This is a genomic window from Nocardioides zhouii, from assembly GCF_004137345.1.
Taxonomy (GTDB): domain Bacteria; phylum Actinomycetota; class Actinomycetes; order Propionibacteriales; family Nocardioidaceae; genus Nocardioides; species Nocardioides zhouii.
Genome location: NZ_SDWV01000004.1, coordinates 136,021 through 155,885, shown reverse-complemented (window position 1 = coordinate 155,885; position 19,865 = coordinate 136,021). Strand labels below are relative to the sequence as shown.

Here is a 19,865-nt window from a genome sequence, read left to right as displayed (position 1 = left end):
GCGTCCGTGCGCCCTGTGGTGCCGATCACGTGCGGGATGGGGGATAATAGGAGCGTACGACGCCTATCGGGGCGGCCAAGGATGACTCAGCCGCCTCGATTCGCATGTTGAGAGCCACCATCGCCAAGGCGATGGTTGAACAGGAAGAGGTGCGCCGATGGCCGCCATGAAGCCCCGCACGGGCGACGGACCCCTCGAGGTCACCAAGGAAGGACGCGGCATCGTCATGCGCGTCCCGCTCGAGGGTGGTGGCCGGCTGGTGGTCGAGCTCAACGCCGACGAGGCGCGAGCTCTCGGAGACGCCCTCAAGGGCGTCGTCGGCTGATTGTGGCCGCGACCCCGCAGCTCCCACCACAGGTCTCCCCTCCGCAGTTCGCGCTCAGCCCCGCGCTGCCGCACCAGATCGGCGGGGCCGAGGTCTGGGCCTTCCCGGTCCTCCCCGACGAGGGCGGGCCGCTGCTGGGTCCGGGTGCTGACGAGGCGTCCGAGGCCCTCGGTGTTGACCTGCTCGCGGCCCTGGACGCCGTACGCGGCACCGGACGCGCCGGCGAGGTGACCACGGTCCCGGTGGCCAGCGTGGACCGCGACGACGACGTACGCCTCGTGCTGCTCGTCGGTGTCGGCGACGGCTCGGTCACCGACTTCCGCCGGGCCGGCGCTGCCGTCGCCCGCGCGACCAAGGACCGCGCCAGCGTCGTGACGACGTTGGCGGCCATCGCTCCCGACGAGGGCCTCGGCGCCTTTGTGGTCGGCGCGATGCTGGCCTCGTTCACCTTCCACTGGCGCTCCACCGGCCCCCGGGAGCGCCCCGTCGCGCGGATCGTCCTCGCCGACGTGAGCGACGACGGCGCCGACAGCGAGCTCGCCCGGGCCATCGCGCTCGGCGGCGCCGGCTGGCGCTCGCGCACGCTCGCCACCGTCCCCGCCAACCTCAAGACGCCCGCGTGGCTCGCCGACCAGGCGGTTGAGGTGGGCGAGGCGGCCGGCCTCGAGGTCACCGTGTGGGACGGCGCGCGACTGGAGGCCGAGGGCTTCGGCGGCATCCTCGCCGTCGGCGGCGGCTCGGTGAACCCCCCGCGGCTGATCCGCATGGACTACGCCCCGCCCGGCGCCTCACGGCGTACGCCGACCGTGGTGCTCGTGGGCAAGGGCATCACCTTCGACAGCGGCGGCCTGGACATCAAGCCCAGCGAGAGCATGCTGACGATGAAGCGCGACATGAGCGGCGGCGGCGCGGTCATCGCCACCATGGCTGCGCTCCGCGACGTCGACTGCCCGGTCCGCGTGATCGGGCTGGTGCCCGCCGCCGAGAACTCGGTCAGCGGCTCCGCGATGCGCCCCGGCGACGTCATCACCCACTTCGGCGGACGCACCTCGGAGGTCAACAACACCGACGCCGAGGGGCGTCTCGTGCTGGCCGACGCGATGGCGTACGCCGTCTCGGAGATCGCGCCCGCCGCGATCGTCGACATCGCCACCCTCACCGGCGCGATGAAGGTGGCGCTCGGTCAATGGACCGGCGGCTACTTCGCCAACCACGAGGCGCTGGCCGCACAGGTCGAGTCGGCCGCCGTCGCCTCCGGCGAGAACGTCTGGCGGATGCCGCTGGTCAAGGACTACGAGGAGAGGGTGACCTCCAAGATCGCCGACGGCGACAACGCCGCCGGCGGCGCGGGCGCGATCACCGCGGCCCTGTTCCTCCAGCACTTCGTCGGCGACGTGCCGTGGCTCCACGTGGACTTCGCCTCCGCGGCGGAGTCGCCGGTCGACCGCCACGAGTGGACCGCAGGCCCCAGCGGCTACGGCCCGCGCCTGCTGCTCGCCTGGCTCGGCACGGAGGACCCGCTCGAGGGCATCGCCTGATGCTCGGGCTCACGATCCGCTGGTCGCTGGCGGATGCGCCCGAGGGTGCTGAGGAGGCACTCGCGGCCTTCGTCGCCGAGACGTCGTACGCGCGCTTCACCGGCATGGCGGGGCTGCGCTGGAAGACGTGGCGGATGGTGCGCGGCGAGTGGTTCGAGGGCAGCTACGTCTTCGCCACCAGCGAGGCCCGCGACGAGTTCCAGCGGGCCTTCACCGAGGGTGCGGCGGAGTCGCCGGGATCACAGATGATCGGCTCGCCGCCGATCCTCGTCGAGGCGTGCGACATCGTCGCGGTCGCCGAGGGCTGGGACGGCTTCGCCGCGACGCCTCGCGCCTGACGTACGACGGGCTCAGGCCTCGGGGGCCCACTCCTTCTTCGCGGCCAGCAGGCCGTCGCCGACCGGCAGCAGCACGGGCACGAGGGAGTCGTGGTCGAGGATCGCGCGACCCAGGTCGCGGATCGTGACGGTCTCCTCGTCGCGCTGCGCGGGGTCGGCGACGCGGTCGTGCCACAGGGCGTTGTCGAACGCCACGATCCCGCCGGGACGCAGCAGCCGCAGCGCCTCCTTGAGGTAGGCGGCGTACTCCCGCTTGTCGCCGTCGCAGAACACCAGGTCGTAGTGGCCGTCGGTGAGGCGGGGGAGCACGTCGAGCCCCGCCCCTGCGATCGTGCGGGCCCGGTTGGCCGGGATGCCGGCCTCGGCGAAGGTCTCCTTGGCCAGCCGCTGGTGCTCGGCCTCGATGTCGACGGTCGTCAGGACGCCGTCGGCGCGCATCCCGCGCAGCAGCCACAGGCCGGAGACGCCCGTCCCGGTGCCGATCTCGACGACCGCGCGGGCGTCGAGGACGGAGGCGAGGAACCGCAGGGCGGCACCCACGCCGGAGCCCACCGGTGACACGCCGACCTCCTCGGCACGGCTGCGCGCGGCGGCGAGGACCTCGTCCTCGGCCACGAACGACTCGGCGTAGGTCCAGCTCGCGGGCTTGATCGGCGAAGTAGGCGTCGGCACGGGCGCGACTCTATCGCGCACGATGCCGCTGCTGTGGGCGGGAACACACGCGCCACCTCGCTCGTTGGACGCAGTACGCCGCCGCGAGCCGGATCAGTTTCTTGGTCGGAGCGCATGAGGTTCACAGGCAACTCTCAGGCGGGGTGCCTAGCGTCAGGAAGGACAGAGAGCCGTTGCAGCTGCGGTCGAGGAAGAACGAGGGGTCACCCGTGGGTGAGCACGTCGACACGAGCCCGGCCTCCGGCCAGGTTGCAGGCGATGTCCCGACGTGGGACGAGGTCGTCGAGCAGCACTCCGACCGGGTCTTCCGGCTGGCCTACCGCCTCACCGGCAACCGGCCCGACGCGGAGGACCTGACCCAGGAGGTCTTCGTCCGCGTCTTCCGCTCGCTCGACACCTACACGCCCGGCACCTTCGAGGGCTGGCTGCACCGCATCACCACCAACCTCTTCCTCGACGGTGCCCGTCGCAAGCAGCGGATCCGCTTCGACCCGCTCTCCGACGAGCGCGCGGCCCGGCTGACCAGCACGGCGCCGGCGCCCGAGCTCGCGCTCGCCGACCAGACCTTCGACGACGACATCGAGACCGCGCTCGCCACGCTGCCTCCCGACTTCCGCGCCGCCGTGGTGCTGTGCGACGTCGAGGGCCTGAGCTACGAGGAGATCGCGGAGATCCTCGACGCCAAGCTCGGCACCGTGCGCTCGCGCATCCACCGTGGCCGCGGCATGCTCCGCAAGGCGCTCGCCCACCGTGAGCCCGCCGCGGTCGGCCAGCGCTACCGAGGGGCGGTGTCGTGATGACCCACCTCGGATCCCGCGTCAGCGCCCTCGTCGACGGCCGCCTCGGCCCCGAGGAGGAGGAGCGCTGCTGGGACCACGTCCACGCCTGCCACACCTGCCGCGACCTCGTCGAGCACGAGGGCTGGGTCAAGACCCAGCTGGCCCAGCTCGGTCTCGGCGCCTCCGAGCCGTCCCACGACTTCAAGTCGGCGCTGGTCGGCCGGTGTGCCGCCCTCGCCCCGTCGTCGAGCCCGCTCGCCGCGGCTGCGTTCCCGACCGCCGGACAGCGCTCCCGCCGCAGCCTCGTGGCGATCGGCGGTGGCGCTGCGAGCGCCTGCGTCGTCGGCGTGCTGGTGCTCGGTGCCGCCGGCACACCGCGGATCGAGCCGCGCCCGCCGGCCACCGACCTGAGCCGTCCGGCCGGTCCCGCGACCCCCGTCAACGGGGTCGACGACCGCACTGCACGCGGCCCCGTCTCACCCTCCCGGATGCCCCTGGCCGAGCGCCTCGTGGCGATCCGGGAGAAGATTGCTCCGTGAGCGACGAGCACAAGCCCGACGGGCAGACGCCCGAGCAGCCCCACGACCAGTCGTACGACGCGTCGACCGGCCCCTCGGCCGCGCCCGAGCCGCCGGCCCCCGAGGAGCCGACGCAGCCCCTCGCCGGCTGGCCGGACGGCCGCGCCTACGGTCGTCCCGGCTCGGAGGACATCGCACCCGCCGGCCCGCCGCCCTACGGCAGCACGTACGGCCAGCAGCAGCCCCCGCAGCAGCAGCAGCAGCAGCCCGCACCCCCGCAGGGGCAGGGTCCGTACGCCCCGGCGGCGCCGACGGTCCCGTTCGCGCCGCCCGGTGGCCCGGGTGGTCCCGGCGGCCAGGGCGAGTCGATGTACTTCGGTCCCGGTCCCTATCCGCCTGCCGGCTACCCCCGTCAGCAGCGCCCCCGCCCCTTCCCCCTGTGGGCATGGCCCGCGATCGCTGCCCTCGCCCTGGTGGTCGGTGTGCTCGGCGGTCTCGCCGGCGGTGCCCTGCAGGACGAGCTGGCCTCCCAGCGCGGCACGGTCGACAACGGCCTCGACGGCGTCCGCACCCAGTCGGCCGCCCCGCTCGACGCCGACAACGGGTCGGTGCCGGCCGTGGCGCAGGCGCTGCTGCCCAGCACCGTGCAGATCGTCGCCGAGTTCGACGGCCAGGCCGCCGGGGCGACGGGCTCCGGCTTCGTGCTGGACCGCGAGGGTCACATCGTCACCAACAACCACGTCGTCGCCTCCGCCGCCGAGGACGACGGCCCGATCGTCGTCATCGACCACGAGGGCAAGCGCCACGAGGCGACCGTGGTGGGCCGCAGTGCCGTGTACGACCTCGCGGTGCTGGACGTGGAGGACGGCGAGGGTCTCGAGCCCGCCGCCCTGGGCAGGTCGCAGGTGCTCCGCGTCGGCGACCCGGTCATCGCCTTCGGTGCGCCGCTCGGACTCAGCCAGACCGTCACCTCGGGCATCGTCAGCGCGCTCGACCGCCCGGTGACCACCTCGGGCGAGTCCGACGACGAGTCGTCCTACATCAACGCCGTGCAGACCGACGCCGCGATCAACCCGGGCAACTCCGGTGGGCCGCTGGTCAACCTCGCCGGAGAGGTGGTCGGCGTGAACTCGGCGATCGCCACCAACGGCGGCTCTTCCGGCGAGGCCGGCAACATCGGGGTCGGCTTCGCCATCCCGATCGAGCAGGTCATCACCACGGTCGACCAGATCCTGCGGACCGGGAAGGCGGAGTACCCCGTCATCGGCGCCCAGGTGCGTACGGGCGGCGAGCCCGACTCCGCGGGCGCCACAATCACCGAGGTCATGCCCGACACCCCGGCCGAGCGGGCCGGGCTGCTGAAGGACGACATCATCACCGCGGTCGACGACAAGCCGGTCAACGACGGGATCGCCCTCATCGTGGCGATCCGCACCCACCTGCCCGGCGACACCGTGGAGATGTCCGTGATCCGCGGTGGCGACGAGCAGGTCGTCGAGGTCGAGCTCGACGGCAAGGTCGGTTAGCCCCTCATCCTCTGACGCTGACCGGGCAGTTCCTCGCGCTGCAGGCCGCTGACCGGGCAGTTCCTCGCGCTGCGTACCGCGAGGAAGTGCCCGGTCGGGGCGTCTCAGCGCGAGGAAGTGCCCGGTCGGCGCGTTGGCTGAACCTCACCGCTCCGGCGTCGGGGCCTCGGACTCGACGAAGGGGTGCTCGTCGACGAAGGTCCTCGTCTCCGCGTACATCCGCTGGATGAACTCCTCGAGCTGCACCCGCTCGACCCGCCACTGCCCGCGTCCGCCGATCTTGATGGCGGCCAGGTCGCCGCGACGGACGAGCGCGTAGACCTGCGCGCTCGAGGTGTTGAGCGTCTCGGCGACGTCGGCGAGCGTCAGGAAGCGGGGGTCGTCGGCCATGGGGTCATCGTGCCACCGCAGGGGCCCCCGCCGGACCGCCCCTGCCGTGCCTGTGGAGAGACAGGTGTGAACTTCGGCCTGGGGGGCAATGATGACCCCTGTGTCTCGGAACGCGTCCCGGATCTTCTCTCGCAACCCAGCTCGCCCCGCGCGGGCTCCCGACGTCCCTGCCGCCACGCGCGCCGGCACGGCCGGGTGGCGCGACCCGCGGCTGTGGATCGGGATCGTGCTGGTGACCGGCTCGGTCGTGGCGGGCGCACGCCTGCTGTCCACCGCCGACGACATGACCGCCGTCTGGGCCGCCTCCGCCGACCTGCCGGCCGGTCAGACCCTCACCGCCGACGACCTGCGCGCGACACGGGTCCGCTTCGACGACGGTGCCGACGAGCAGCGCTACCTCGGTGTCGACGACGAGCTGCCGGCCGACCTGACGCTCACCCGCGCACTCACGGCCGGCGAGCTCGTACCCGCCGGCGCGCTGGGGGAGGAGACCGATGCCGACACCGTCAGCGTCTCGGTCGCCGTCGCCGCGGAGCACGTGCCGACAGACCTGGCCCGCGGGTCCCGCGTCGACGTCTGGGTGATCGGCGAGGACCGCGGCTCGCGGGCCGAGGCCGAGCTCGTGCTCGACGACGTGCTGATCCTCGACGCTCCCGTCGTGTCTGACTCGTTCGCCTCCGCGACCTCGCGGCAGCTCGTGCTCGCGGTGCCGCAGGACGACGAGGAGTCGCTCGGGCTGGTGCTGGCAGCCAGCGGCGACGATCGCGTCCGTGTCGTCGGCCGGGGCTGACACGTGATCTGCGTGCTGCTGCTGGCGGCGGGGGAGGCGTGGGAGTCGCCGGCGCTGGCCGACCTCGAGGAGCATCCCGGGGTCGTGGTGCTCAAGCGCTGCGTCGACGTGGACGACCTGCTCGCGTCGGTCACCAGCGGCCAGGCCGACGTGGCGGTGGTGTCGCTCGACGCCCCGGGGCTCGACCCCGCGAGCGTCGCGCACCTGCGTCGCCACGCCGTACGCCCGGTTGCCGTGACCGCCGTCCGGGCCGACGACGTCGACGTCCGCGAGCGCGCCCAGCGTCTCGGTATCACGTCGGTCGTGGGGGCCGGGGGCCTGGCGACGCTGCCGGAGGTGGTGACCAGCGTCGAGGAGGGCGACACCCGCGTCCGCGGCTCCGAGGGCCCCGAGGCGGGTGAGGAGCCGGCGGCTCCCTCGCCGGAGGACGCCGGCCGAGTCGTCGTCGTGTGGGGCCCGGCCGGCGCGCCGGGACGTACGACGATCGCCACCAACCTGGCCTGGGAGGTGGCGCGCCGGGAGGTGACCGTCGTGCTGGCCGACCTCGACCCGTACGGCGGCTCAGTGGCCCAGCAGCTCGGCATCCTCGACGAGGTGTCCGGTCTGCTCTCCGCGTCGCGGCTGGCCGCGTCGGGTCAGCTCGACGACCGCTTCGCATCGGTGTGCCGGGGCATCGGTGAGCACCTGGCCGTGGTGACCGGGCTGCCGCGTGCCGACCGGTGGCGCGAGGTCCGCGCCGCCCAGGTCGACCAGCTCCTCGAGCGCGCCCGCGACCTCGGCCAGGTCGTCGTCGACACCGGTTTCAGCCTCGAGGACGAGGCCGGGTCGGACTTCGGCGGGCGGCCGGGCCGCAACACCCTGACCCTGGCGGCGCTCGACGTCGCCGACGAGGTGGTGGTGGTCGGCGCCGCGGACCCGGTCGGCCTCGCACGACTGGCGCGGGCGCTCGTCGATCTCCGCGACCGGGCCGGGGGAGTACCGGTGCGCGTCGTGGTCAACCGCATGCGCGGCTCGATCGGGTGGTCGGAGCGGGAGATCGCCGGGATGGTCGAGGGCTTCGGCCGCGTCGCCGGCCTGCACTTCCTCCCCGAGGACCGGTCCGCCCTCGACCGTGCGCTCGTCTCCGGCCGCCCGCTGGCGGAGATCGGGGACTCCGCGCTCGTCTCCGGGCTGGCCGCGCTCGCCGACGCGCTCTTCCCGGCCACTGTCAGATCCGACCGTGGCGGCCGGCGAATACGTCGCCGAAGGTAAAAAACCTCGGGAATTCGGACTTTCCTCAAGATTCATCGTACTTTGGGCCTTGAATCTTGAGGAGAACCCCGTGATACGACCGCTCCGCGCCAGCGTCCTCGCGCTGACCGTGCTTGCCCTGACCGCGACGCCCGCTCTCGCGGCGAAGGGGCGTGGCACGACGGGCGACGACATCATCAACGGTCGGGGCCGCGCGGACCACATCATGTCGCTGGGCGGTCGCGACAGCGTGAAGGCCTTCGGCGGGGACGACAAGGTCTACGCGGGGTCGGGTGACGACACGGTCTACGGAGACGACGGCCACGACTGGATCACCGCGCAGCCGGGCAACGACTGGGTCTCCGGCGGGACGGGCAACGACCGGATCGACGGCGGCTCGGGCGACGACACGGTGTACGGGGGCGAGGGCGACGACATCCTGGCCGCCAACGTCGGCAACGACGTGCTGTACGGCGAGGCAGGCAACGACCTGCTCGGCGGCAACGACGGCGACGACCGCCTCCTCGGCGGCGACGGCTCGGACAAGAGCATCGGCGGTGACGGCAACGACTGGGTCGATGCCGGCCCGGGCGACGACGGTGCCATCCAGGGCGGCGCCGGCAACGACGTGCTGATCGACGGCGAAGGCCACGACTGGCTGATCAAGGGCGACGAGGGCGACGACGTCGTCTTCCTCGGCCCCGGAGCGGACAAGGTCTTCAGCGAGCAGGGCAACGACACCATCTACGTCTTCCCGGACGGCTTCGTCGACAAGATCCGCTGCGACGACGGCACGCAGGAGAACGGGATCGCCGACCGCGTGATCTTCGTGGGCTGGCGCGACCCGCTCGACGTGGTCGACCCCTTCGGGAGCTGCGAGATCGTCGAGGTCGTCACCGATCTCCCCGTCAACTGGCCGTACGGCCCGATCCCGCTCGAGGGTTCCGTCACGCTGCGAACAGCAGGTACAGACCTCCCACGGTGAAGCCCACCATGGCCACGAGCAGCGGGAGCTGACCGGTCAGCTGGTGGCGTCGCGGCAGGAGCCTGATGGCCCGGTCGTGGGCGGCAACCACGCCGACCACGTGGCCGAGCGCCACGGCGACGACCTTCGTCACCGCCAGGAACGTCGGGTGGTTCGAGAGCCAGTAGTTGATCTGCAGGTCGGCCGTGCCCAGGTAGTCGTCGCCCCGGGTGAACGGGTCGCTGAGGTCGAGCAGCGTGCGCTGGCCGTACTCCACGAAGTAGGTCAGGTAGTGGGCGACGATGTAGCCCACGATGATCGGCACCACGGAGTGCGCGAACAGGTCCGGCAGGGCCCGTCTCGGGGTGCCGCTCGTGACCCCGGTGGCCATCGTCGCGATCGTGAGGACGATCGCGACGCCCGCGGAGAAGCCGATGAGCGCGAGGGTGTCCGGCAGCACGCGTGAGCCGGACATCGACTGCACGAGCTTGAGCCATGGGGTCGACTCGCGGAACGAGTCGAAGGCGGTGCTGCCGAACAGCACACCGACCACGGCGACGAGGCCGGGTCGGGCGACGAAGGTGTCGAGGTTGGCCAGCGGGCTGCGCAGGACCAGGCGTCCGTCACGCCGACCCCAGATCGAGAGCTTGGCGACCAGCGAGGAGTAGACCTCGAACGGGTCGGCGCGCGCGAGGAACGTCGTACCCCACACGGCGGAGCCGATGAGCATGATGCCGAGGTAGGCGGCGCACCACAGCCGGACCGGTCCGACGTCGGTGGCGTTGGGGTAGACGAGCTCGAGCCAGACGAACGTGAAGAGCCCCAGGGCGGCCGGCCAGTAGCCGAGCCGCTCGGGGTAGGCGCGCAGTCCCTCGCCCTCGGGGACGCCGGAGACGCGGGCGAAGAGCATGCTGATCGTCCGGGCCGGGCTCACCGCCTTGAAGAACGGGCCGAGCAGCAGCGACGCGGGGACCAGGCCGACCCAGAGCAGGACATAGAAGGTGCCGAGGAACGGGTTGACCGCGCTGTCCTTGCCCAACACCGCGGCGGCGGCGACGTAGAGGAAGAACGCCATGCCGAGCACGCGCGCGGTGACGGCCAGAGCCCGCGACGACACGAGGCGGTCCAGCCACATCGGGGCTGGTCGCCCACTGGTCGCGACGTCGTAGCGGGGCTCGCGCCACGCGATGGCGAGCACCGTGAAGGAGATGACGAGTGCGGCCACGGCGCCGGCGATCGCCAGCTCCGAGGGGATCGGCAGGTCCTTGGCGCCGCCCAGGCCGTGGGCGGAGATCCTCACCCGGTGCTCAGCGGACTTCGAGCTGGAGCAGGACGATGTCGGGCTCGTGGCTCTCGACCTCGACCACGCCCGGCCGGTCGATGGTGAGCTCGTGCTCCGAGGTGCCGGCGTCGTACTCGATCTCCTGCTCCGGCGTGCTGTGCACGTGGAGCTCGCCGGCCTCGTCGGCGTCGATGGTGAGCACGAGCGTCTGGTCGACCGCGAGCTCGACCCGCTCGCCGTTGGGGGTGAACGCGTCGCCCTCGCGCGTCACCGTGATGGCGACGTCGTCGCCGTCCGCCGTGGCGCCCTGGGAGCTGGCCGGCGGGTCGGCGTCGTCACTGCCCCCGCAGGCGGTGAGGCTCGCGGCGAGCACGAGGACGAGGGGTACGGCAACGGCGGACAGGCGCATGTCTGTCAGAATCCCATGCGGGACAAGCGTCCCCGACGAGAGGGCAGTGCATGAGTGAGCGGCTCCGGCCTCGGGACCTGGCCATCCTGGCCGCCGAGTCCCCCACGACGCCGATGCACAACGCGACGGTCGAGATCTTCGACCCCGGTGCCTCGGGGTTCGACCACGACCGCCTCGTCGACCTGATCGCCGACCGGATCGCCTTCGTGCCGCGCTACCGCCAGCGGCTGCAGCTGGTGCCGGGGCGGCTGGCCAACCCGGCCTGGGTGGACGACGAGACCTTCGACCTCGGCTACCATGTACGCCGCTCGGCGCTGCCGCGGCCCGGCACTATGGACCAGCTCCGCGAGCTCGTCGCGCGCATCGCCTCGCGACCCCTCGACCGCAGCCGTCCGCTGTGGGAGGTCTACTTCGTCGAGGGCCTCGCGGAGGGCCGGATCGCACTGCTGACCAAGAGCCACCAGATCCTCGTCGACGGCCGCGAGACCGTCGACATCGGCCAGGTCCTCCTCGACACCTCGGCCGACCGCTCGACGCTGGGCCACGACGACGACTGGCGCCCACGGCGTACGGCGGGTCCCGTCGGGGTCGCCCTCAACGCGGTGACCGACAGCCTCGAGAGCCCGCGGACGCTGTGGTCGACCACCCGCGCCAACGCCGAGTCGCTCGCCCGCCAGGCGTCCGCGACGGGCGGCCGTTTCGCCGAGGTCGCCAACGCCCTGGCGGGGCGCGGGCCCGTCCACTCGACGCCGGTCCACCGCAAGCTGTCTCAGCAGCGCCGCTTCGTCACCGTGAGCACCGAGCTCGCCGACTACCGCAGGATCCGCGAGGTGCACGGCGGCACGGTCAACGACGTCATCCTCGCGACCCTCGCGGGCGGCCTGCGCGGCTGGCTGATGACGCGGGCCGAGTCCATGGGCGGGCTGCGCACGATCAAGGCGATCGTGCCGATGTCGGTCATCGACGACGACCTCGAGGCCACCTCGCTCGGCACCCAGATCACCGGTCACCTGGTGAACCTCCCGATCAGCGAGCCGAGCCCGGTCGTCCGCCTCCACCAGGTGAGCTACGACCTCAAGGCCCACCGCGACAACGGCCGCAACGTCTCCGCCCGGCGTCTCTCCGGCATCGCCGGATTCGCGCCCACCACCTTCCACGCGCTGGGCTCCCGGCTGGCCGCGGCCGAGCTCCGGGGCGGGTTCCACCTCGCGATCACCAACGTCCCGGGCCCGCAGTTCCCGCTCTACGCCGACGGCGCGCGGATGCTGGAGTCCTACCCCGTCCACCCGCTGCTGCCCGACCACCCGCTCGCGATCGGTGTCACGTCGTACGACGGGGGCGTGTTCTACGGCATCACCGCAGACCGCGACGCCGTGCCCGACGCCGACGTGCTCGGCCAGTGCGTCCTGGAGTCGCTCGAGGAGCTGAAGGACTCGGCCAGCGACTCCCGGCCGCGGGCGCCGCGCGGTCGTACGAAGGCACCGGGGAGAAAGAAGTGACCCGCCGCTACCTGCCCAGCACCCTTCCGCGCCTGGGCGCGGAGTGGGATGGCGCCGGGCCCGACGACGGGGACCCCGTGGTGGCCGCCGACGACGGCGAGGAGAGCGAGTACGCCGCCCTGATGACCGCGGCGGACGCGTCAACAGAGCTGCTGGCGGGCCTGCCCGACGGGCAGCGGCGCCGGGTCGTGGTGGTCGTCGAGAGCGCCTCGGCCGAGGGACCGGCGACGTGGCGTGAGGTGGTCGCCGTACATGTCGACGACCGCGACGACGCCGATCCCGACGACGACCTCGCGTGGTGGGCGAGCCAGGAGATCGGCGACCTGCTCGCCTCCACCTGAAGCTGCCCTGAGTCGGCACTTGGAGGCCCGCGTCCGCGTCTGACACGATCAGCCGCATGGACGCGATCACCTTCCCGCCGGCTCCCACCAACGAGCCGAACCTGACCTACGCCCCCGGCAGCGCCGAGCGTGAGGCGCTCATCACCGAGCTGGCCGTGCAGGAGCGGAAGCAGCAGTCCTTCCGGGCCGTGATCGGCGGCAAGCGGCGCAACGGTGGGGGCGCCGAGATCAAGGTCGTCCAGCCGCACGACCACGGCCACGTCCTGGGCACCCTGCGGAACTCGACGACCAAGGACGCCGAGGCCGCCATCAAGGCGGCCGCGGCCGCGGCACCCGACTGGCGGGCGATGCCGTTCGACGAGAAGTGCGCGATCATCCTCAAGGCCGCCGACCTCCTGGCCGGCCCGTGGCGCCAGCGCCTCAACGCCGCCACCATGCTCGGCCAGTCGAAGACGGCCTACCAGGCCGAGATCGACGCCGCCTGCGAGCTCATCGACTTCTGGCGCTTCAACGTCCACTACGCCAAGCAGATCCTCACCGACCAGCCGATCGCCAACAGCCCGGGCATCTGGAACCGTACGGACCACCGCCCGCTCGAGGGCTTCGTCTACGCGATCACGCCGTTCAACTTCACCGCGATCGCCGGCAACCTGCCGACCGCTCCCGCCCTCATGGGCAACACCGTCATCTGGAAGCCGTCGCCGACCCAGCAGCTCGCCGCGTCGCTGACGATGGAGCTGCTCGAGGAGGCCGGGATGCCGCCCGGCGTCATCAACATGCTGCCCGGCGACGGCCTCGACGTGTCCAAGGTGGCGCTCGCCCACCGCGACCTCGCCGGCATCCACTTCACCGGATCGACGCCGACCTTCCAGCACCTGTGGCGCACCATCGGCGAGAACATCGCCTCCTACCGCACCTACCCGCGCATCGTGGGCGAGACCGGTGGCAAGGACTTCATCGTCGCCCACCCGTCGGCCGACCCCGACGTGCTGCGCGTGGCGATGATCCGGGGCTCGTTCGAGTTCCAGGGCCAGAAGTGCTCGGCCGCCTCGCGGGCGTACGTCCCGAAGTCGGTCTGGGCCAAGATCAAGGACCAGCTGATCGCCGACACCGAGGCGCTGTCGATGGGCGACGTCACCGACCTGTCCCACTTCATGGGCGCGGTGATCGACGACCGGGCGTTCGCCAAGCACAAGGCGGCCATCGCGCGGGCCAAGCGGACCAAGCACCTCACGGTGCTCGCCGGCGGCCAGACCGACGACTCGGTGGGCTACTTCGTGCGTCCGACGATCGTCGAGTCCACCGACCCGACCGACCAGATGTTCTCGGACGAGTACTTCGGTCCGATCCTCGCCGTCCACGTCTACGACGACGACCGGTTCGAGCAGGTCGTGGAGCAGATGGAGTCGTTCGCGCCGTACGCCCTCACCGGCGCGATCATCTCGCAGGACCGCGCGGCCATCGCCTGGGCCCGCAAGACGCTGCGCTTCGCCGCGGGCAACTTCTACATCAACGACAAGCCGACCGGCGCCGTCGTGGGCCAGCAGCCGTTCGGCGGTGGCCGCGCGTCGGGCACCAACGACAAGGCCGGCGCCGCGGTCAACCTGCTGCGCTGGACGTCGCCGCGGTCGATCAAGGAGACCTTCGTGCCGCCCAAGGACCACCGTTACCCCCACCAGGGCTGACGCCCTCGTGGTGCCGCTGCACATGGGCGCGCTGCACCCGTACGAGCAGGCGCTGGTACTGCTGCTGGCGTTCGGCCCGTTCGTGGTGCTCGGGGTCGTGGTGTGGCTGCGACGCCGCGCGGACGCGGCCGAGGGGTCCGACTAGCGCGCGAGCCACTCCCGGCCGACGCGCTGCTCGACGTCGAGCGCCGACTCGATGATCCCGGCGATGAGCTTCTCGATCTTGCCGCCCACCAGCGGGATCTTCACGCTGATGTCGAGGGCGATGGTCTCCGTCGTCGTGCCACCGGACTCGACGAGCTCCAGCGTCCCGACCGCCTCGCCCGGCTTGCCGGGGATCGCCAGGCGTACGTCGGCCGAGGTCGGGGAGGTCCAGTTCTCGGTCTGCACGATCAGGATCTCGTCGCCGACGAACGAGCGCGCGAACGACGGGAGGTCGTCGCCGGCACGCACCTGCTCGATGGTCACGACGTCGCCGTCGATGGTCGCCGAGCCGCGTACGACCTGCTGCCGCTCGAGCACCTCCTCGCGGAACTGGGGGTCGTCGAGCATGGCGGTCACGGCCTCCGCCGTGGCGTCGTACGTCAGCTTCTTGGTGAGCTTGTTCATGGCGCCCATCATGTCCCAAACGGGGTCCTGACCCCGTGTTGTGACCGTCACTCGGCGGGTTCTATGGTCGGTGCGTGGCGACGCCCGAGGAGACCAAGGACCAGCAGCTCGACGAGGCGACGCGGGCACGGCCCGACTGGGGCGACCTGCTCCGCGCCTACTACCGCCACGTGGCCCCCGAGGAGGTCGCCGAGCGCTCGCCCGAGGACCTGTTCGGCGCGCTGGCCTCGCACCGCGAGCTCGCCTCGTCGCGCCCGCAGGGCACCGCCGCCGTCCGGGTCGTCACCCCCACCAGCGCCGACGCGGGCTGGTCCGCGGCCGGCCGGTCGGTCGTCGAGGTGGTCACCGACGACATGCCCTTCCTCGTCGACTCGGTGACGATGGAGCTCAACCGGCTCGGCCACAACGTGCACTCCGTGATCCACCCCCAGCTCACTGTCGAGCGCGACATCACCGGCACGCTCCAGGAGGTCGGCGCGGCCGCCGAGGAGCCGTCCGCGACGCCTGGTAGCGGAGGTGACGAGGGTGGCACCGAGTCGTGGATGCACGTCGAGATCGACCGCACCGACGAGCAGGAGGCTGCCGCGATCACCGAGGGCGTCCAGCGGGTGCTGCGCGACGTCCGGGAGTCGGTCGAGGACTGGGCCAAGATGCACGCCCAGGTGCTGGCCCTCGTCGACGAGCTCGCCGACGCACCCCCGCCGCTGACGGAGGTCGAGGTCACCCAGGGACGCGACTTCCTCACCTGGCTGGCTGACGACCACTTCACCTTCCTCGGCTACCGGGAGTACCAGCTGGAGGCGGAGGAGGGTGTGCCCGAGGAGTACGGGCTGCGCGCGATGCCCGGCACCGGGCTCGGCATCCTGCGCCACGACCAGGACCTCTCCAGCTCGTTCGCCAAGCTGCCGCCGATCGTCAAGGCGAAGGCCCGCGAGAAGAAGCTGCTCGTGCTGGCCAAGGCCAACTCGCGCGCCACCGTGCACCGTCCGGCGTACCTCGACTACGTGGGCGTGAAGACGTTCGGCGCCGATGGCCAGGTCATCGGCGAGCGCCGCTTCCTCGGCCTCTTCTCGAGTGCTGCCTACACCGAGTCCGTCACGCGGATCCCCGTGCTGCGCGAGAAGGTCGGCGAGGTGATGGCCCGCGCCGGCTTCGACCCGCGCAGCCACGCCGGCAAGGCGCTGATGGACACGCTGGAGAACTACCCGCGCGACGAGCTCTTCCACACCTCGCCGGCCGAGCTCGCACCGGTGGCGCAGGACGTGATGTTCGCGCGCGAGCGGCGCCAGCTGCGGGCGTTCGTACGCCGCGACACGTACGGGCGCTACGTCTCGGTGCTCGTGTACCTGCCCCGCGACCGCTACAGCACGGCCGTGCGCGAGCGCTTCTCGGAGATCCTGAGCGAGCGGCTCAACGGCGAGCACGTCGAGTTCACGGCCCGCGTCAACGAGTCGACGACGGCCCGCGTGCACTTCGTGGTCCACCCGCCCAAGGGCACCCAGATCCCCGACTTCGACGTCCCCGACCTCGAGCGCCGGCTCACCGAGGCGTCCCGGTCGTGGCGCGACGACTTCATCGCGGCCGTCGTCAGCGAGCACGGCGAGGGCGGGGGCTCGCAGCTGGCCCGCGCGTGGTCCAACGCCTTCCCGGAGGCCTACAAGGAGGACTTCCTGCCGTGGCAGGGCTCCCTGGACCTCGGCCGGATCGAGGCGATCTCCGGCGGCGACGAGGGCATCGACCTTGTCCTCTTCGACCAGGACGAGCAGGCCGGCACCTACCGCCGTGGCGAGTCGCGCCTCAAGGTCTTCCGCGTGGGCGAGCCCCTGTCGCTCAGCACGATGCTGCCGATGCTTACCTCGATGGGCGTCGAGGTCGTCGACGAGCGCCCCTACGAGCTCGAGGGCCTGGCGCGGCCGTCGTACATCTATGAGTTCGGGCTGCGCCACGGGCGCGTGCTGCCTCTCCACGAGCGCACCCTGTTCGCCGAGGCGCTGCGCGCGGTGTGGGACGGCTACAACGAGATCGACGGGTTCAACCAGCTCGTCCTCGCGGCCGGGCTGACGTGGCGCCAGGCCACGGTGCTGCGCGCGTACGCGAAGTACCTCAAGCAGGGCAACTCGCCCTTCGCCCTCGACTACATCGAGGAGGCGCTGCGCAGCAACGTCGACATCACCCGGCTGCTCGTCGAGCTCTTCGAGTCGCGCTTCGACCCGGGTCGGAGCGACCGGGTGCTCGCCGCCGACGCCGAGGCGCGCGTGGCCAAGGTGGAGGCGATCGAGGAGCGGCTCGCGAAAGCGCTCGACGACGTGGTCAGCCTCGACCACGACCGCATCCTGCGGTCCTACCGGACCCTCGTCCGGGCCACGCTGCGCACCAACTTCTTCCAGCGGACCGCGGACGGCAACGTCCACCCGTACATGTCCTTCAAGCTCGAGCCGTCGGCGATCCCCGACCTGCCCGAGCCGCGCCCGCGCTACGAGATCTTCGTCTACAGCCCGCGGGTCGAGGGCTCCCACCTGCGCTTCGGCGCGGTCGCCCGCGGTGGCCTGCGATGGTCGGACCGACGCGACGACTTCCGCACCGAGGTGCTCGGCCTGGTGAAGGCGCAGATGGTGAAGAACACCGTCATCGTGCCGGTGGGCGCGAAGGGTGCGTTCTTCTGCAAGCAGCTGCCCGACCCGGCCGACCGCGACGCGTGGCTGGCCGAGGGCGTGGCCTGCTACAAGACCTTCATCTCCGGCCTGCTCGACATCACCGACAACCTCGTCGACGGCGAGACGGTGCCGCCGCGCGAGGTCGTCCGCCACGACGGCGACGACTCCTACCTCGTCGTCGCCGCCGACAAGGGCACCGCGACCTTCTCCGACATCGCCAACGGCGTGGCCAAGGACTACGGCTTCTGGCTCGGCGACGCGTTCGCCTCCGGCGGCTCCGTGGGCTACGACCACAAGGCGATGGGCATCACCGCCAAGGGCGCGTGGGTCTCCGTGCAGCGCCACTTCCGCGAGATGGGCGTCGACTGCCAGGCCGAGGACTTCACGGCCGTCGGCATCGGCGACATGTCCGGCGACGTCTTCGGCAACGGCCTGCTGTGCTCCGAGCACACCCGCCTGGTCGCCGCCTTCGACCACCGCGACATCTTCATCGACCCGGTGCCCGACGCCGCGTCGTCGTACGCCGAGCGCCAGCGGCTCTTCGACCTGCCGCGCTCGAGCTGGAAGGACTACGACTCCTCGCTGATCTCCGAGGGCGGCGGCGTGTGGCCGCGATCGGCGAAGTCGATCCCGGTCTCCGCGCAGGTGCGCGAGGTGCTCGGGCTCGGCGCAGACATCACCGCGATGACCCCGGCCGAGCTGATGAAGGCGATCCTGCTGGCGCCGGTCGACCTGCTCTGGAACGGCGGCATCGGCACCTACGTCAAGTCGTCGGAGGAGACCAACGCCGACGCCGGCGACAAGGCCAACGACGCGATCCGCGTCAACGGCGAGGACCTGCGCGCGAAGTGCATCGGCGAGGGCGGCAACCTCGGCTTCACCCAGCTCGGCCGGGTGGAGTACGCCCGCTACGGTGCCGGCGGCGACGGCGGCCGGATGAACACCGACTTCATCGACAACTCCGCGGGCGTCGACACCTCCGACCACGAGGTCAACATCAAGATCCTGCTCGACCGTGTGGTGCGCGCGGGCGGGATGGACGAGACCGGACGCAACCAGCTCCTGGCCGAGATGACCGACGAGGTCGGCACGCTGGTGCTGCGCGACAACTACGAGCAGAACCTCGCCCTCGCCAACGCCGAGGCGCACGCCCCGTCGCTGCTCCACGTGCACGAGGAGTGGATGCGGGCCCTGGAGAAGCGGGGCGTGCTCAACCGCGACCTCGAGGGCCTGCCGAGCACGCGCCAGGTGCGTCGCCGGCTCGACCGCAAGCAGGCCCTGTCGGCGCCCGAGCTCTCGGTGCTGCTGGCGTGGACCAAGATCGTGCTCGCCGACGAGCTGATCGAGTCCGACCTCCCCGACGACCCGTACCTGCGCGAGGACCTGCTGGCGTACTTCCCGAAGCAGATGGTGCCCGACCTCCAGGCGGCCATCGAGGACCACCCGCTGCGCCGCGAGATCATCGTGACCCAGGTCGTCAACGACCTGGTCAACGGCGCCGGCATGACCTTCTGGCCGCGGCTCGCGGGGGAGACGGGCGCGAGCCCGGCCGACCTCACCCGCGCGAACTTCGTGGCCCGGGAGATCTTCGGGTCGCTGCCGCTGCGCCAGGAGATCGCCGCGCTCGACAACCGGGTGCCGGCCGAGCGCCAGACCCGGATGCGCATCGAGATGCGTACGCTCGTCGAGCGCGCGTCGCGCTGGCTGGTGACCAACCGGCGCCCGCCCCTCGACTCACGGGCGACGGTCGACTTCTTCCGCGAGCGGGTGCAGGCCGTGATGGCCGAGCTGCCGTCGATCATGAGCGGCCGCGAGCTCGACGACTTCCGGGCACGACAGTCGCGCCTCGATGCCAACGGCGTGCCCGCCGAGCTGGCGTCGCGCGTCGCGGTGCTCGCCTCCGCGTACGCCGTGCTCGGCATCGTCGAGACCGGCGACCGGCTCGGCATCGACCCGGTCGACGTGGCCCGAGTCCACTTCGCCCTCGGCGAGCGGCTGGGGCTGCCGGCCCTGGTCGAGCGGATCTTCGCTCTGCCCCGCGACGACCGGTGGCAGACCATGGCGCGCGCCGCGGTCCGCGACGACCTCTACGGCGTGCACCAGCAGCTGACCGCCCAGGTGCTCGAGTCCACCAGCTCCGACGACCCCGCCCCGGTGCGGGTCGCCGCGTGGGAGGACGCCGACCAGGAGCTGATCAGCCGCTCGGCCGAGACGCTCGAGGAGATCTGTCGCGAGGAGACCGCCGAGCTGGCCCGCCTGTCGGTGGGCCTGCGCGTGGTGCGCGGCCTGCTGTCCTGACGCCCGCGGGTCGAGTGC

General features: G+C 71.9%; 19 protein-coding genes. 14 read left to right on the top strand and 5 right to left on the bottom strand.

Annotated features, from left to right (window positions below):
* Nucleotides 1–157: 157 nt before the first annotated feature.
* Genes EUA94_RS05455 through EUA94_RS05445 form a run of 3 tightly spaced genes read left to right on the top strand, consistent with a single transcriptional unit; the run spans nt 158 to nt 2,201 of the window.
* Nucleotides 158–325: a DUF3117 domain-containing protein gene (locus EUA94_RS05455; RefSeq protein WP_129425488.1), complete on the top strand. Its 168-nt coding sequence runs from the start codon at nt 158–160 to the stop codon at nt 323–325.
* Between the two features lie 2 nt (nt 326–327).
* Nucleotides 328–1,863: a leucyl aminopeptidase family protein gene (locus tag EUA94_RS05450; protein WP_129425486.1), complete on the top strand. Its 1,536-nt coding sequence runs from the start codon at nt 328–330 to the stop codon at nt 1,861–1,863.
* On the top strand, nt 1,863–2,201 hold the full coding sequence (locus EUA94_RS05445) for a hypothetical protein (RefSeq protein ID WP_129425484.1): 339 nt from the start codon (nt 1,863–1,865) through the stop codon (nt 2,199–2,201). Before EUA94_RS05450 ends, EUA94_RS05445 begins: the two co-directional genes overlap by 1 nt.
* Before the next feature lie 12 nt (nt 2,202–2,213).
* On the opposite strand, the gene EUA94_RS05440 is transcribed toward EUA94_RS05445, so the two are convergent.
* Nucleotides 2,214–2,873 carry an O-methyltransferase gene (locus tag EUA94_RS05440; RefSeq protein ID WP_242494687.1) on the bottom strand — a complete coding sequence of 220 codons (660 nt, stop codon included), beginning with the start codon at nt 2,871–2,873 and terminating at the stop codon, nt 2,214–2,216.
* A 209-nt stretch (nt 2,874–3,082) separates the two neighbouring features.
* On the opposite strand from EUA94_RS05440, the gene sigE reads away from it, so the two are divergent.
* Genes sigE through EUA94_RS05425 form a run of 3 tightly spaced genes read left to right on the top strand, consistent with a single transcriptional unit; the run spans nt 3,083 to nt 5,696 of the window.
* Nucleotides 3,083–3,670 (top strand): RNA polymerase sigma factor SigE, encoded by a 588-nt coding sequence (sigE, locus tag EUA94_RS05435; RefSeq protein ID WP_207210409.1) that lies wholly within the window; start codon nt 3,083–3,085, stop codon nt 3,668–3,670.
* On the top strand, nt 3,670–4,191 hold the full coding sequence (locus tag EUA94_RS05430; protein ID WP_129425481.1) for an anti-sigma factor family protein: 522 nt from the start codon (nt 3,670–3,672) through the stop codon (nt 4,189–4,191). The genes sigE and EUA94_RS05430 overlap by 1 nt, the downstream gene beginning before the upstream one ends.
* A complete protein-coding gene (locus EUA94_RS05425; protein ID WP_129425479.1) occupies nt 4,188–5,696 on the top strand; it encodes a S1C family serine protease in 1,509 nt (502 codons plus the stop codon). Before EUA94_RS05430 ends, EUA94_RS05425 begins: the two co-directional genes overlap by 4 nt.
* A gap of 144 nt (nt 5,697–5,840) precedes the next feature.
* Here the strand turns inward: EUA94_RS05425 and EUA94_RS05420 are convergent, their stop codons facing one another.
* Complete coding sequence (locus EUA94_RS05420; RefSeq protein ID WP_129425477.1) at nt 5,841–6,086, bottom strand: helix-turn-helix domain-containing protein; 246 nt, start codon at nt 6,084–6,086, stop codon at nt 5,841–5,843.
* 100 nt (nt 6,087–6,186) lie between these two features.
* Here EUA94_RS05420 and EUA94_RS05415 point away from each other — a divergent pair, with 100 nt between their 5' ends.
* From EUA94_RS05415 to EUA94_RS05405, 3 genes are all read left to right on the top strand, one after another.
* Complete coding sequence (locus EUA94_RS05415) at nt 6,187–6,876, top strand: SAF domain-containing protein (RefSeq protein WP_165356810.1); 690 nt, start codon at nt 6,187–6,189, stop codon at nt 6,874–6,876.
* A gap of 3 nt (nt 6,877–6,879) precedes the next feature.
* Nucleotides 6,880–8,127 carry a CpaE/TadZ family protein gene (locus EUA94_RS05410; protein ID WP_129425473.1) on the top strand — a complete coding sequence of 416 codons (1,248 nt, stop codon included), beginning with the start codon at nt 6,880–6,882 and terminating at the stop codon, nt 8,125–8,127.
* A 70-nt stretch (nt 8,128–8,197) separates the two neighbouring features.
* Entirely contained in the window at nt 8,198–9,091 is an 894-nt protein-coding gene (locus tag EUA94_RS05405) for a calcium-binding protein (RefSeq protein ID WP_129425471.1), read from the top strand.
* Here the strand turns inward: EUA94_RS05405 and EUA94_RS05400 are convergent.
* Complete coding sequence (locus EUA94_RS05400; protein ID WP_129425469.1) at nt 9,054–10,370, bottom strand: hypothetical protein; 1,317 nt, start codon at nt 10,368–10,370, stop codon at nt 9,054–9,056. The two genes, EUA94_RS05405 and EUA94_RS05400, sit on opposite strands and share 38 nt — an antisense overlap.
* A gap of 7 nt (nt 10,371–10,377) precedes the next feature.
* A complete protein-coding gene (locus EUA94_RS05395) occupies nt 10,378–10,761 on the bottom strand; it encodes a hypothetical protein (RefSeq protein WP_129425467.1) in 384 nt (127 codons plus the stop codon).
* Between the two features lie 50 nt (nt 10,762–10,811).
* Here EUA94_RS05395 and EUA94_RS05390 point away from each other — a divergent pair, with 50 nt between their 5' ends.
* From EUA94_RS05390 to EUA94_RS22875, 4 genes are read left to right on the top strand one after another with little or no spacing between them, the layout of a single operon-like run.
* On the top strand, nt 10,812–12,260 hold the full coding sequence (locus tag EUA94_RS05390) for a WS/DGAT/MGAT family O-acyltransferase (RefSeq protein ID WP_129425465.1): 1,449 nt from the start codon (nt 10,812–10,814) through the stop codon (nt 12,258–12,260).
* The gene (locus EUA94_RS05385; protein WP_129425462.1) at nt 12,257–12,601 is read left to right on the top strand and encodes a DUF6912 family protein; all 345 of its coding nucleotides are present in this window, start codon (nt 12,257–12,259) and stop codon (nt 12,599–12,601) included. Before EUA94_RS05390 ends, EUA94_RS05385 begins: the two co-directional genes overlap by 4 nt.
* 56 nt (nt 12,602–12,657) lie before the next feature.
* Complete coding sequence (gene pruA, locus EUA94_RS05380; protein ID WP_129425460.1) at nt 12,658–14,286, top strand: L-glutamate gamma-semialdehyde dehydrogenase; 1,629 nt, start codon at nt 12,658–12,660, stop codon at nt 14,284–14,286.
* Between the two features lie 10 nt (nt 14,287–14,296).
* Nucleotides 14,297–14,431 (top strand): hypothetical protein, encoded by a 135-nt coding sequence (locus EUA94_RS22875; RefSeq protein WP_277986080.1) that lies wholly within the window; start codon nt 14,297–14,299, stop codon nt 14,429–14,431.
* Here EUA94_RS22875 and EUA94_RS05375 read toward each other — a convergent pair.
* Nucleotides 14,428–14,895, bottom strand: a complete 468-nt coding sequence (locus EUA94_RS05375; RefSeq protein ID WP_165356809.1) for a DUF2505 domain-containing protein — start codon at nt 14,893–14,895, stop codon at nt 14,428–14,430. The two genes, EUA94_RS22875 and EUA94_RS05375, sit on opposite strands and share 4 nt — an antisense overlap.
* Before the next feature lie 74 nt (nt 14,896–14,969).
* On the opposite strand from EUA94_RS05375, the gene EUA94_RS05370 reads away from it, so the two are divergent.
* Complete coding sequence (locus EUA94_RS05370) at nt 14,970–19,847, top strand: NAD-glutamate dehydrogenase (RefSeq protein WP_129425456.1); 4,878 nt, start codon at nt 14,970–14,972, stop codon at nt 19,845–19,847.
* Nucleotides 19,848–19,865: the final 18 nt, after the last annotated feature.